Annotated in this window: 15 protein-coding genes, 1 tRNA gene and 2 other annotated features; all 16 genes read right to left on the bottom strand. The window is 32.6% G+C overall.

The genetic code is table 11. The features are described 5' to 3' along the window. Window positions 1–4: 4 nt before the first annotated feature. Window positions 5–138 (bottom strand) — a sequence feature (ribosomal protein L10 leader region). A gap of 38 nt (window positions 139–176) precedes the next feature. Beyond that, complete coding sequence (rplA, locus tag RBU61_RS02525) at window positions 177–875, bottom strand: 50S ribosomal protein L1 (RefSeq protein WP_308877984.1); 699 nt, start codon at window positions 873–875, stop codon at window positions 177–179. A gap of 53 nt (window positions 876–928) precedes the next feature. Continuing rightward, window positions 929–1,354, bottom strand: a complete 426-nt coding sequence (gene rplK / locus RBU61_RS02520; protein ID WP_308877983.1) for a 50S ribosomal protein L11 — start codon at window positions 1,352–1,354, stop codon at window positions 929–931. 93 nt (window positions 1,355–1,447) lie between these two features. Next, the gene (nusG, locus tag RBU61_RS02515) at window positions 1,448–1,963 is read right to left on the bottom strand and encodes a transcription termination/antitermination protein NusG (RefSeq protein WP_374212475.1); all 516 of its coding nucleotides are present in this window, start codon (window positions 1,961–1,963) and stop codon (window positions 1,448–1,450) included. Between the two features lie 70 nt (window positions 1,964–2,033). Then, window positions 2,034–2,237, bottom strand: a complete 204-nt coding sequence (gene secE / locus RBU61_RS02510; protein ID WP_308877981.1) for a preprotein translocase subunit SecE — start codon at window positions 2,235–2,237, stop codon at window positions 2,034–2,036. 29 nt (window positions 2,238–2,266) lie between these two features. Then, a complete protein-coding gene (rpmG, locus tag RBU61_RS02505) occupies window positions 2,267–2,416 on the bottom strand; it encodes a 50S ribosomal protein L33 (protein WP_308877980.1) in 150 nt (49 codons plus the stop codon). Between the two features lie 237 nt (window positions 2,417–2,653). Beyond that, window positions 2,654–3,847: an elongation factor Tu gene (gene tuf / locus RBU61_RS02500; RefSeq protein ID WP_308877979.1), complete on the bottom strand. Its 1,194-nt coding sequence runs from the start codon at window positions 3,845–3,847 to the stop codon at window positions 2,654–2,656. Window positions 3,848–3,954: 107 nt separating this feature from the next. Beyond that, window positions 3,955–4,030: transfer RNA gene (locus RBU61_RS02495), tRNA-Thr, on the bottom strand. Between the two features lie 53 nt (window positions 4,031–4,083). Further along, window positions 4,084–4,728, bottom strand: a complete 645-nt coding sequence (gene sigH, locus RBU61_RS02490; RefSeq protein WP_308877978.1) for an RNA polymerase sporulation sigma factor SigH — start codon at window positions 4,726–4,728, stop codon at window positions 4,084–4,086. A 61-nt stretch (window positions 4,729–4,789) separates the two neighbouring features. Then, on the bottom strand, window positions 4,790–5,332 hold the full coding sequence (locus RBU61_RS02485) for an NYN domain-containing protein (RefSeq protein WP_308877977.1): 543 nt from the start codon (window positions 5,330–5,332) through the stop codon (window positions 4,790–4,792). Continuing rightward, window positions 5,325–6,059: a 23S rRNA (guanosine(2251)-2'-O)-methyltransferase RlmB gene (rlmB, locus tag RBU61_RS02480; RefSeq protein ID WP_308877976.1), complete on the bottom strand. Its 735-nt coding sequence runs from the start codon at window positions 6,057–6,059 to the stop codon at window positions 5,325–5,327. Before rlmB ends, RBU61_RS02485 begins: the two co-directional genes overlap by 8 nt. A 19-nt stretch (window positions 6,060–6,078) precedes the next feature. Continuing rightward, a complete protein-coding gene (thyX, locus tag RBU61_RS02475) occupies window positions 6,079–6,846 on the bottom strand; it encodes an FAD-dependent thymidylate synthase (protein WP_308877975.1) in 768 nt (255 codons plus the stop codon). Between the two features lie 17 nt (window positions 6,847–6,863). Then, a complete protein-coding gene (locus tag RBU61_RS02470) occupies window positions 6,864–7,286 on the bottom strand; it encodes a ribonuclease III domain-containing protein (RefSeq protein WP_308877974.1) in 423 nt (140 codons plus the stop codon). A gap of 3 nt (window positions 7,287–7,289) precedes the next feature. Then, window positions 7,290–8,687: a cysteine--tRNA ligase gene (gene cysS / locus RBU61_RS02465; RefSeq protein ID WP_308877973.1), complete on the bottom strand. Its 1,398-nt coding sequence runs from the start codon at window positions 8,685–8,687 to the stop codon at window positions 7,290–7,292. A 42-nt stretch (window positions 8,688–8,729) separates the two neighbouring features. Next, complete coding sequence (gltX, locus tag RBU61_RS02460) at window positions 8,730–10,211, bottom strand: glutamate--tRNA ligase (RefSeq protein ID WP_308877972.1); 1,482 nt, start codon at window positions 10,209–10,211, stop codon at window positions 8,730–8,732. 150 nt (window positions 10,212–10,361) lie between these two features. Further along, entirely contained in the window at window positions 10,362–10,517 is a 156-nt protein-coding gene (locus tag RBU61_RS02455) for a hypothetical protein (RefSeq protein ID WP_308877971.1), read from the bottom strand. A gap of 222 nt (window positions 10,518–10,739) precedes the next feature. Next, window positions 10,740–12,461: a proline--tRNA ligase gene (locus RBU61_RS02450; protein ID WP_308877970.1), complete on the bottom strand. Its 1,722-nt coding sequence runs from the start codon at window positions 12,459–12,461 to the stop codon at window positions 10,740–10,742. A gap of 356 nt (window positions 12,462–12,817) precedes the next feature. Further along, window positions 12,818–13,025, bottom strand: a binding site (T-box leader). Window positions 13,026–13,052: the final 27 nt, after the last annotated feature.

Here is a 13,052-nt window from a genome sequence, read left to right as displayed (position 1 = left end):
CCATAGGACAATAAATAAAGGTCCCTCCGCAGACACGTAGAGACCCTAATTTCAATTTTATAAATTAGTTCGTTCTCACCTCGGTAGGAGTTTAAACCTTCTGGTACCTACTGTCTACAGTTATCTATTTAATTAACATAAAAATTATATCAATTTTTATTCATATTGTCAATAGATTAGTCCATTAATTTTTGTCCATTTATTTTAATTCCAGGACCCATTGTACTGGATATAGCAACTGATCTTAAATATCTTCCTTTAGCCGCAGCTGGTTTAGCCTTAATTATGGCATCCATAACTGTGTTAAAGTTTTCTGTTAGTTTTTCTGTTCCAAAGGATATTTTTCCTATTGGTACATTTATGATACTAGCTTTATCTACTCTATATTCAACTTTACCTGCTTTAATTTCATCAATAGCTTTTGCTACTTCAAAAGTTACAGTTCCAGACTTTGGATTTGGCATTAATCCTTTTGGTCCAAGGATTCTACCTATTCTACCAACAAGTCCCATCATATCTGGTGTTGCAACTACTACATCGAAGTCCATCCAGCCTTCATTTTGAATTCTAGCAACTAATTCTTCGCCGCCCACATATTCTGCGCCTGCTTCTTCAGCTTCTTTTATTTTATCGCCTTTTGCAATAACAAGTACAGTTTTACTTTTACCTGTACCATGTGGTAATACTACAGCGCCTCTTACTTGTTGATCAGCATGTCTTGGATCTACTCCAAGTCTTACTGATAAATCTATAGTCTCATCAAATTTAGCTTTTGCTGTTTTTTGTACTAGTTCAATAGCCTCATCTACATCATAAAGATTAGTTCTATCTACTAACTTCATGCTCTCTGTATAATTTTTACCTCTTTTTGGCATAACATTACCTCCTTGTGGTTATAACGGAATATCCTCCCACTATTTTCCTATAATTATTCTTCTACAGTAATACCCATACTTCTTGCAGTTCCTTCAATCATGCTTATAGCTGTCTCTATTGAAGCAGCATTTAAATCTGGCATTTTTAATTCAGCGATTTCTCTAACCTTAGCTTTAGAAAGATTAGCAACCTTTTTCTTATTTGGTTCAGCTGAACCTGATTCTATACCTACAGCTTTTTTGATTAATACCGCAGCTGGTGGTGTCTTTGTTATAAAAGAAAAAGATCTGTCTTGATAAACAGTAAGAACAACTGGTATTATCATTCCCGCTTGATCTGCAGTCTTAGCATTAAATTCTTTTGTAAATTGCATAATATTTACTCCATGAGGTCCTAATGCAGTTCCTACAGGTGGGGCTGGAGTTGCTTTACCAGCTGGAATTTGTAACTTAACTAAAGCCATAACTTTTTTTGCCATAATACTTCCACCTCCTCGTGTCCTTTGTGGTTTGGCGGGATAAACCCTCCCACTCAATTATATATATTTAAAAAGCAATTTGCTTTTAAAAACTTATAACTTTTCAACTTGGTCAAAATCCAATTCAACAAGAGTTTCTCTCCCAAACATGGATACAAAAACTTTCACTTTTCTCTTTTCCATATTTATACTGTCAACATTTCCCATAAAGTTTTCAAAGGGACCAGAACATACCTTTACTACATCACTCACCCTTAAATCTACCATAGGTAGAACGGTTTCTTGTACTCCCAATGCTTTTACCTCTGTATCTGTTAACGGAACTGGCTTAGAACCTGGTCCTACAAATCCTGTAACTCCTCTTGTGTTTCTCACTAGATACCATGATTCATCATTGATTATCATCTTCACAAGAACATATCCAGGGAAAAGTTTTCTTTCTTTAAGCTTTTTCTTCCCGCCCTTGCTGTCCATATACTCTTCAGTAGGCACAGCTACTTCGAATATATCGTCTCTCATACCTCTATTCTCTACCATTTTTTCAAGGTTAGCTTTAACCTTGTTTTCATGACCTGAATAAGTATGGACTACATACCATCTTGCATCCATAGCCCTTTCTTCTCTACTTTTCTCCGTCATAAATTTCAGGAACCTATCGGTCCTTCCCTCCCTCTTGTAACTAAATTATAAACTGTAAGCCACCGTGTATTATTAAGTCTAGTACCCATACAATAATTGCTACAATAGCACTAACCATTATAACTACTCCTGTATAATTTATTAATTCTTTCTTACTAGGCCAAATTACTTTTTTAATTTCAGATTTAACTCCTCTGAAATAGGTAGCTACTTTTGCTTTCTTTGTACCTGTTGGCGCTGTCATAACACTCACATCCTTACTTAATTATAGTATTATTTAGTTTCTTTATGAGCAGTATGATTTTTGCAGAATTTACAATATTTTTTTAGTTCAATTCTTTCTGTATTGTTCTTTTTGTTTTTAGTAGTATTGTAATTTCTTTGTTTACACTCTGTGCAAGCTAATGTGATTCTATCTCTCACTTAAAACACCTCCTACAAACCCTATATATATGTTAAACTATCGTTTTCGGGTACTTCTCCCCATCTTTAACAACGTTACTAATATAAACTATCATAAATTAAAAACTATGTCAATAAAAAAGTAATCCCTCTATAATGATTTTCTTTAAAGTATAGAATCATTATTCCATTTTTTATGAAATCTTATTCCAAGTTCATCCAGAAAAAAGACTAGGTCAAAAGACCTAGTCTTTTTTATTATGCAAGAACTTTAGTTACAACTCCTGAACCTACTGTTCTTCCACCTTCACGAATTGAGAATCTTAGTCCTTCTTCTATTGCTATTGGAGTAATTAATTCTATTGTGAATTTTGCATTATCTCCTGGCATTACCATTTCTACGCCTTCTTCTAATTTGATATCACCTGTTACGTCTGTTGTTCTGAAGTAGAATTGTGGTCTATATCCGTTGAAGAATGGTGTATGTCTTCCACCCTCTTCTTTTGATAATACATATACTTCTGATTCAAATTTTAAGTGTGGGTTTATTGATTTTGGCTTTGCTAATACTTGACCTCTTTCAATTTCACTTCTTTGAACCCCTCTTAATAAAGCTCCTATGTTATCTCCTGCTTGTGCTTCATCTAGTAGTTTTCTGAACATCTCTACTCCTGTTACTACTACTGTTCTTGCTTCTTCTGCTAATCCAACGATTTCTACGTTGTCTCCTGTTTTTACGATTCCTCTTTCTACTCTTCCTGTTGCTACTGTTCCTCTTCCTGTAATTGAGAATACGTCCTCTACTGGCATTAGGAATGGTTTATCTGTATCTCTTTCTGGTTGTGGAACGTATGCGTCTACTTCTTCCATTAGTTTAACTATTTTGTCTCCCCATGGTCCGTCTGGTTCTTCTATTGCTTTTAATGCTGAACCTACTACGATTGGTGTTCCATCTCCATCAAAGTCATATTCTGATAATAATTCTCTTACTTCCATTTCTACTAATTCGATTAACTCTTCGTCATCTACCATGTCTTGTTTGTTTAAGAATACTACTATCTTTGGCACTCCTACGTTTCTTGATAATAGGATATGCTCTCTTGTTTGTGGCATTGGACCATCTGCTGCTGATACTACTAAGATAGCTCCATCCATTTGTGCTGCTCCTGTGATCATGTTCTTTACATAGTCAGCGTGACCTGGGCAGTCTACGTGTGCATAGTGACGATTTGCTGTTTCATATTCTACGTGTGATGTAGAAATTGTTATTCCTCTTTCTCTTTCCTCTGGTGCTTTATCTATGTTGTCATAGCTTATTGCTTCTCCTGAACCGAATCTCTTGTTTAATACCATTGTAATAGCTGCTGTTAATGTTGTCTTACCATGGTCTACGTGTCCTATTGTTCCTATGTTTACGTGTGGTTTAGTTCTTTCAAATTTTGCTTTTGCCATTTCAATATTCCTCCTTAATTTTTATATTAATAATCTTAATTTTCGAATTTCTTTAGGAAGAAAGTTAAGGAAACTCGCCCTGGCGTTTCTTAACCTATAAAAAAATGTGGAGCCCACGACCGGACTCGAACCGGTGACCTCTTGCTTACCATGCAAGTGCTCTACCTCCTGAGCTACGTGGGCATTTTGCTCACTGTTAGTTATTTTACTATTTCCCTTTAAATTTGTCAAGGGATTTACATTTTATTCTCTAATATTTTCTCTAACTTTCTTTTTACTCTTTGTAAAGCATTATCAATACTTTTTACATGTCTATCTAAGTTTTCTGCAATTTCTTGATAACTCATTCCATCTACATAAGACATTAAGACTTCCCACTCCAATTCAGATAAGATTTCTCCTATTTTGCCTTCCATAAAGTCCAACTCTTCCCTACCTATCATTAACTCCTCAGGATCAGATGTATTTATGCCAGTTACAATGTCTAATAAAGTCCTATCAGACTCTTCATCGTATATAGGTTTATTTAGAGATACATAGGAATTTAATGGAATATGTTTTTGCCTAGTAGCTGTTTTAATAGCCGTAATGATTTGTCTTGTAATACAAATTTCTGCAAACGCCCTAAAGGAAGCTAGCTTGTCCTTATCGTAGTCACGGATAGCCTTATAGAGGCCTATCATACCTTCCTGTACAATATCCTCTTTATCAGCACCTATTAAATAATAAGACCTAGCTTTACACTTTACTATATTTTTATACTTATTGATCAAATATTCTAAAGCTACAGCATCATCAGTCTTAGCAAAAGCCACTACATCCTCATCACTCATATTTGTATAGCTATTTAGTTCAATGTCATCATACAAGCTTAAATGCACCAATATTCCCCCCAGCATAGATGTTAAATTCTGTCAATTTCATTATATCAATAGATTCTTATTAGTCAAGGTCATTTTTCTCACTAATTAGATCATTCAATCTTTTTACAGTTTCTTCATCTAACCTCCCTAGCAGTAAATCATTTTTCTTATTTTCATTAGCTCTATTACGTTTCATTAGTTTTTTTTGGTTAAATATTTCCATCTCTAGTTCCCTCGCAGATATTCTAGTGCCTCCACGTCCTAATATAATTTGTTGTTCCATCCAATCTGATGTAGCTACCCGTACTGTTTTTATTCTACCTATTTCATCTAGCTTTTTCTCTATATATTGATCTGCTGTTTCATTTTCTTTAGTATATATTACTTCTAAACCATTATGATTCTCCTGCGTACCATAATTGCCCCTTACTAAATGTGCATCAAATACGATTATTATTTCTATACCTGAATAATGTTTATATTCCATCATAATTTCTATGAGCTCATTTCGCGCTTCTTCTAGATGGGATTTTTTTAGATTATTAAATCTGTCCCATGAATTAATAATATTATATCCATCAACAAAAAGATATTCCTTAATCTTTTTATTTCTTTTAGCCATAGTTCTGTCTTACTACCTCGTAAATTAATATAGATGCTGCATTGGAAGCATTTAAAGAAGATACCTTACCTAGCATTGGAATTTTAACTAATACATCGCATTTTTCTTTAACTAATCGGGAAATTCCTTTTCCTTCATTGCCTATTACCAATGCCACTCCACCATCTAAAGATGTTTTATAATAATCATTACCAGTCATATCTGCACCATAGATCCATAAACCCTTTTGTTTCAACTCCTCTATTGTATTGACAATATTGTTTACTTTTGCCACAAGCATATGTTCTACTGCACCAGCAGAACTTTTATAAACCGTTTGATTAACTACTGCCGAACGTCTCTTTGGGATAATTATTCCATGAACACCTGCACATTCCGCTGTTCTAATTATGGAACCTAGATTATGTGGATCTTCTATTCCATCTAATATCACTATAAATGGTTGTTGCTCCTTTTCCTTAGCTTTATTAAGTATATCATCTAAGTCTACATAACCATACGAAGTAACTAAAGCAACTACTCCTTGATGAGCATTGCCTTCTGATAGTGAGTCTAGTTTATTCTTATCAACTTGTTGAATTATAATATTTCTATCTCTTGCGATTCCAATTATTTTATTTATCGAACCTTGAAGATCACCATTCAAAACGTATAACTTCTCTATTTCTCTATCTGCCTTAAGTATTTCTAAAACCGGATTTCTTCCTACAACATATTGAAAATCCATCTATTCACACCTTTCTATGTTAATTGTCAATTGCTCTAAACTTTTCTCTTACTTCAATCATCTTCCCGCAAGTCATCTTTCCTTCTGGACAAGGACCAGACACGCACCTTGGTCCTGCATTTTTAAATAGTACTGGATATACTTTCCTAACTTCCTTTAACATTGATATTGCCAGTTCTCTTATTTCCCACTGGGCTCTATTACAACATCTCAAATTAAAGAAATTAAGTAGTGACCTAGCATTCATAGTAAATACTATTTTAGTTTCACAGGCATTTGGGAAAATATATCTAGCATCTTCTATAGACTCTTTTTCCGCCTTACTTTTAGCTTCCTTTTCTAAAAATCCTTCATTGATATATTTTTTATAATGTTCTTCAAATAATATTTCAGTTATTTCATTATAATATCTTTGGTCTTCTTCCATTGCATTTACAAATAATTTCTTAGCTTTTTCATTATTTGAAATATTGGGCGGGATTATATATTCAAATTGTTCAAGTTTTACATACCTTTGTGATTGCTGAGAGAAGCTAGCAATCCTATGTCTCACTAATTGATGAGTCAATGTACGTGATACTCCTTCTATACCAAAGGTAAAACTAATATGTTCTATTGGACTTTCATGATTTAAGTCCATTAAAAGAGATAAGAATGATTCAACTTTATCATTATCTAAACTTTCTTCAATTTGGTCAATTCCCACAGATGAATAACATAGCCTAGCAGCTGATGCAACTAACTTTTCCCCATCAGGTGTATATCTTAAAAGCTCTACCTTTAACATTCAAATCCCCCTTATATTTAATCAATATCCATATTCGAAATCATTTCAAACATTTCTGATATTCTTTCATCCCTTCTTTTCAAATAAAGATACCCTATTAATGCCTCAAACCCTGTAGCATATTTATAGTCTATCATATTGGCATTTTTAGGTATCGTATGGGATTTAGCATTTCTTCCTTTTTTCACTATTGTTTGTTCTTCTTCAGTAAGTGTATCCTCCAACATATGGACAATATTCGCCTGAGCTTTAGCCTTTACATACTCAATAGTTGCTTTATGAAGTTTATTTACTGGAAGTTTCTTCTGCAGTAAATATGTCCTAACTAAAAGTTCATAAACTGCATCTCCTATATAAGCAAGCTGCAAAGGAGATAGCATATCTATATCCTCTGCAGTTATATCTTTGTTTGTTTTTCTAAATAAATTGTCTTTTTCCATAATCTATACTCGTTTCCATTTTACACCTTCTTGAGTGTCCTCTAAAACTATTCCTTTTTCTTTTAATATATCTCTAATTTCATCGGCTAATTTAAAATCCTTATTTTTTCTTGCTTCAGTTCTTTTTTTAATAAGTTCTACTATTTCTTCCTCTAAGATTTCTTCCTTTTTATTCAATATCCCTAGAACATTACATAATTCCATAAGAAGATCATAGGTTTTGTGAATGAACTTTCTAGAGTTTTTCTCATTTATATTAGTATTAGCATATTTAACTAATTCAAATACTGCTGCAATGGCATCTGCAGTGTTTAAATCATCTTCCATACTCTCTATAAATTCTTCTTTAAATTTCTCGATTTCCTTCAGATGATTATCTTCTTCCTCATTTAATTCTCTATCTTCAGCCTTCTCAAGTAAATATTCTAAGTTTTTCTTGCCATTATATATCCTTTCTAAAGCATTTTCCATTTGATGCATTATTTCTCTAGTAAAGTTTATAGGGGATCTATAATGTGCAGATAATAGGAAGAATCTAAGAATTTCTAAATCAAACTCCTCTGCAATTTCTTTTACAGTGAAAAAATTTCCTACAGATTTCGACATTTTTTGATTTTCTACATTTAACATAGCATTATGCATCCAGTAATTAGCAAAGGGCTTCTCCGTTAATGTCTCAGACTGAGCAATTTCATTTTCATGGTGTGGAAACTGAAGATCATCTCCACCTGCATGTATATCTATTGTATCTCCTACTAAAGTCCTAGCCATTACAGAACACTCTATATGCCATCCAGGTCTACCTAATCCCCATGGACTTTCCCATGACGGTTCTCCTTCTTTAGCCTTTTTCCATAATGCAAAATCCATAGGATTCTGTTTTTCGTCACTTACTTCAACTCTAGCACCGCTTAGTAAATCCTCAATATTTTTCTTGGATAATTTACCATAATCCTTAGCACTATTTATATTAAAATAAACATTTCCATCTATATTATAGGCTGCATCTTTTTCTATCAAAGCTTCTATAAATTCAATCATTGGTTGAATAAATTCTGTAGCTTTCGGATGTATAGTTTTTTCTTCATATACATTTAAACCTTTTGTGTCATTCATAAAAGCTTCTATATATCTCTCCGATATTTCTTTAAATGTAGTATTTTCTTCATTTGCTTTACTTATTATTCTATCGTCAATATCTGTAAAGTTTGAAATATATTTAACCTCATATCCTCTATATATAAAAAATCTTCTTAGAGTATCAAATATTACTATAGGTCTAGCATTTCCAACGTGTATATAGTTATAAACTGTTGGTCCGCAAGTGTACATACTAACCTGTCCTTCTACTACTGGTATAAATTCTTCTTTTTTTCTTGTTAAAGTATTATAAATCTTCATACCTAACCTCCCTCTTTTAAAGATATACCCCTACACTATTCACTATATATAATTCTTCTCTACATATTCAATTCTTTTTATTATATTTTCTTTTCCTAGTAGAACTAGTATATTCACAAACTCTGGTCCGTGTGCCGCTCCTGTTAAAGCTACTCTTGCTGGCATAAATAAGTTTTTACCCTTTACCCCAGTAGCTTTTTGGATTAGTTTCATAAATCCTTTAGCATATTCTTCGTCTACTACTTCTACATCGTTTAATTCTTCCTTAATAGCTGTAAGTACAGAACTTACTTGTTCACCTTTTATTATTTCCAATGCATCTTCTTCTACTATTTCTACATGATCTTTAAATATAAAATCTACTTTTTCTACAACATCTCCAACAGTATCTAAACTCTCTTGAACAGTACGAATCAATAATTTAAGCCAATCATATTTATCTTTAGCAAAAGAATCATCAATTAGACCTGCTTCTATTAAGTAAGGAATAGCTAAATCTGTAATTTTCGCCACAGATGAACTCCTGATATAATGTCCATTTACCCAATTCAATTTATCTTTATCAAAAATTCCACCTGTTTTAGATACTCTTTCAAAGGAAAATTTGTTTATTAATTCTTCCATAGATAATATTTCTTCGTTATCTTCTGGACTCCATCCTACTAATGCTAAGTAATTAACTAATCCCTCTGGTAAATATCCCTTATCTCTAAAATCTTCTACTGATACATCTCCTTGACGCTTACTTAATTTCTTTCTGTCTTTATTTAAAACAGTAGGCAAATGCACATATGTTGGTTTTTCCCATCCAAATACTTCATATAAATAAATATGTTTTGGTGTAGAAGGCAGCCATTCCTCTCCTCTAACTATATGGGATATTTCCATTAAATGGTCATCTACTACTACAGCCATATGATAAGTTGGATATCCATCAGATTTCAGTAGTACTTGATCGTCAATATCATCAGTATTTATTATAATATCTCCCCTAACTAAGTCATGAAATTTTACATCATAGTTCTGAGGTAATTTTAATCTAACAACATATTCTTCTCCATTAGCAATTCTTATCTTTGCTTCTTCTAAAGAAACATTTCTACAAAACCCATCATATTTTGGCACTAAGCCTTTAATTTTTTGTTCTTCACGAACGCTTTCAAGTCTTTCTTTAGAGCAGAAACAATAATATGCATGACCGTTTTCAATAAGCTCATCTACATATTTCTTATATATATCTAATCTTTCAGATTGAATGTATGGACCATAATCTCCTTTTTGAACTACTTTTCCATCTTCCACAAATATACCCTCATCATATTCTATCCCAGCCCAATGTAAAGACTCTATTAAATTTTCTATAGCTCCTTCAACAAATCTAGTTTGGTCAGTATCTTCTATTCTTAAAATAAACTTTCCATTATTGCGTCTAGCAAATAGGTAATTGTATAAAGCAGTCCTAATAGAGCCTATATGTATAAAACCTGTTGGACTTGGGGCAAATCTTAATCTTATTTCTTTCAAAACCTACACCTCCTGAGTTAATTATCTTATATTATATATCACCAGTTCCCTACTGTAAACTCTCTATCTAAATAAGTAAAAATACTATAGTAAAAAATCTTTGAAAAGATTTTACTATAGTATTTCCTGTTCTAAAAGATATTATCATTATTAAGCTTCCAATAAACAATTTTCTTCTATAAATCTTATTTTTTCCTTCGAATATAATATAAATTCCTCTTCTGTTATTATGGAGTTTGCTTTTAATTTATTTAATATACATATAAATTCTTCACATACCTTAGCTAATTCTAAACCTATATCCATGATTTCCTCACCTTTCACTAGTATTATAATCTATTCTTATTACTCATTTTATGTTTATATTACTTAGAAATTATTGAGATCTGTGAAAATAATGTTTTGTAGAAATACTCTTTAGCTTTTGTTATGATTGAATTTTCAGAAATCTTGTAAGTATATATTCGACATAATTTAAAAAACTCCTTCTTTTATTTAAAAAAATAGTCCACTCGGACTATTTTTTTATTATAATTTCAAACTCTCTTTAGCAAATTCTTCTTTTATTAAAGATGTTAATTTATCTACTTCTACTTCCTGTTTATCTTCTTCTCCTCTAATAGAATATTCCACAATAGATTCTCCTGCCTTTTTACCTACAGTTATTCTAATTGGTATTCCTATTAAATCTCTATCTTTAAACTTAACTCCTGCTCTTTCATTTCTATCATCTATTATAACTTCAACACCTAATGCTTCTAATTCTTTATATAATTTTTCACCTAGGTTTACTTGCTCTTCATTCTTTGTATTTACTACAGTTATTATTACATGATAAGGTGCTACAATTAATGGCCATATTATCCCATCTTCATCATGGTGTTGTTCTACTACTGCTGCTACAGATCTAGAAACACCTATACCATAACATCCCATTACAAATGGCTTTTCCTTACCATTTTCATCTAAAAAGTTAGAGCCTAATGCTTCTGAATATTTAGTACCTAATTGGAATATATTTCCTACTTCAATTCCTCTATCCATCTCTAGCGCTTCTCCACATTTAGGGCATATATCTCCTTCTCTTACTAAAAGTAAATCTTCTACTACTTCACCTGTGAAGTCTCTGCCATAATTTACATTTTGTAGATGGTAATCTGTTTCATTTCCACCTACTATTAGATTTTTGATTTTAGCAATTCTAGAATCTACTAAAACTTTAACTCCTTTTTTAATTCCCACTGGACCTGTGAAACCTTTATTTGCTCCAGTTATGTCTAGGATAACTTCTTCATTGGCTAACTCTAGATCATGTTCTCCTATTCCTAAATAATTACATAGCTTAGTTTCATTTAGTTCCCTATCTCCTGGGATAATTGCAACTACTGGTTCTCCTATGTTATATACCAATGCTTTTCCAAATCTGCTAGGATCAATATTGAAGAATTCCACTAAGGATTCAATAGTAGTTACATTTGGAGTATGAACTCTCTCCATATTTAATTCTTCTTCTGTTTCATTATTCACTTTATATACTACATCTGCTTTTTCATCAGTAGCTGCATAATCACAATTATCACAATAAGCCATTAGACTTTCACCAGCCTCTGACATTGCCATAAATTCATGAGATACTTTACCACCCATGGCCCCTGTATCTCCTTGAACTACTTTATATTTTAGGTTAAGTCTAGTAAACACATTATCATAGGCTTCCCACATTACTTCATATGCCTTCTTCATACTTTCTTCGTCTACATCAAAACTATAGGCATCCTTCATTATAAATTCCCTACATCTCATTAAACCAAATCTTGGTCTTTTCTCATCTCTATATTTTGTTTGAATCTGATAAAGATTTAATGGAAGTTGCTTATAGGATTTTACTTCGTCCTTTATTAAATTAGTAAAATATTCTTCATGGGTAGGTCCAAGGCAAAATTCTCTACTATTTCTGTCTTTAAGTCTAAACATTTCTGGACCAAAGTTTTCCCATCTACCAGAAGCCTCCCATATTTCTCTTGGTTGAATTGCAGACATTAATAATTCTTGAGACCCTGCTCTATCCATTTCTTCTCTAACTACTTGTTCTACCTTTCTTATTACCCTATATCCCATTGGAAGGTAAGAATACACACCACTAACTAATCTCCTCATCATACCTGCCCTTAGAAGGAATTTATGACTTGCTATTTCCGCATCTGCCGGCATTTCCCTTAAAGTAGGTATATAAAGTTTTGACATTCTCATAAAAATCACTCTCCTTATATTTATATAAAAAATTAAAAATGTTGACCAGATCATAAATTTGTTGCCTTCGTTAAATTCAGTTGTTTGATACGGTGGCTACGCAGTCTCGAATCTCAAATCTATCTGCTCGCTACGCTCACATAGATTTGGTTCTCGTTGAGTTTGACCTACCATCAATTTGTTACCTTCGTTTAGTTAGTTATTTAACCATAGATGACTACGCAGTCTCACTGCACAAATTCATTTGCTCGTTATCACTCGCATGAATTTGGCGTTCGTTGCGTTTGACCTACATCAACTCACTGTCGTTCGTTGTGTTAGGTCATAAAGGTCATAAAAAAACCTTTCATCTCTTTGTAAGAGACGAAAGGTTAAGTTCCGCGGTACCACTCTAATAAACCTAAGTATAAATAGGTTCACTCAATAGTTATAACGCACAACCGTTTAAGCTTTTGGCTTAAATGCTCTGGGGTAGGTTCAATATTAGGAAGGACAGAAGTTTTCCACCATTTAACTTCCTCTCTAGGACCTATAATACTTACTATTTCCCTTCTTTGCTAGGATATTATACATATTATACTAGTACTATTA

The organism is Tissierella sp. MB52-C2 (assembly GCF_030931715.1).
Lineage (GTDB): Bacteria > Bacillota > Clostridia > Tissierellales > Tissierellaceae > Tissierella.
Note: the sequence above shows the minus strand (reverse complement) of the source record. Positions and strands in the feature narration are given on the sequence as shown.

Bases quoted from the DNA above. Each gene is read 5' to 3' on its own strand.
- secE (WP_308877981.1), bottom strand. From the start codon at position 2,237: ATGACAGCGCCAACAGGTACAAAGAAAGCAAAAGTAGCTACCTATTTC.
- thyX (WP_308877975.1), bottom strand. From the start codon at position 6,846: ATGTTAAAGGTAGAGCTTTTAAGATATACACCTGATGGGGAAAAGTTA.
- tuf (WP_308877979.1), bottom strand. From the start codon at position 3,847: ATGGCAAAAGCAAAATTTGAAAGAACTAAACCACACGTAAACATAGGA.
- cysS (WP_308877973.1), bottom strand. From the start codon at position 8,687: ATGAAGATTTATAATACTTTAACAAGAAAAAAAGAAGAATTTATACCA.
- RBU61_RS02455 (WP_308877971.1), bottom strand. From the start codon at position 10,517: ATGGATATAGGTTTAGAATTAGCTAAGGTATGTGAAGAATTTATATGT.
- RBU61_RS02450 (WP_308877970.1), bottom strand. From the start codon at position 12,461: ATGAGAATGTCAAAACTTTATATACCTACTTTAAGGGAAATGCCGGCA.
- rlmB (WP_308877976.1), bottom strand. From the start codon at position 6,059: ATGGATTTTCAATATGTTGTAGGAAGAAATCCGGTTTTAGAAATACTT.
- RBU61_RS02470 (WP_308877974.1), bottom strand. From the start codon at position 7,286: ATGGAAAAAGACAATTTATTTAGAAAAACAAACAAAGATATAACTGCA.
- rplA (WP_308877984.1), bottom strand. From the start codon at position 875: ATGCCAAAAAGAGGTAAAAATTATACAGAGAGCATGAAGTTAGTAGAT.
- nusG (WP_374212475.1), bottom strand. From the start codon at position 1,963: ATGGATGCAAGATGGTATGTAGTCCATACTTATTCAGGTCATGAAAAC.
- RBU61_RS02485 (WP_308877977.1), bottom strand. From the start codon at position 5,332: ATGGCTAAAAGAAATAAAAAGATTAAGGAATATCTTTTTGTTGATGGA.
- rplK (WP_308877983.1), bottom strand. From the start codon at position 1,354: ATGGCAAAAAAAGTTATGGCTTTAGTTAAGTTACAAATTCCAGCTGGT.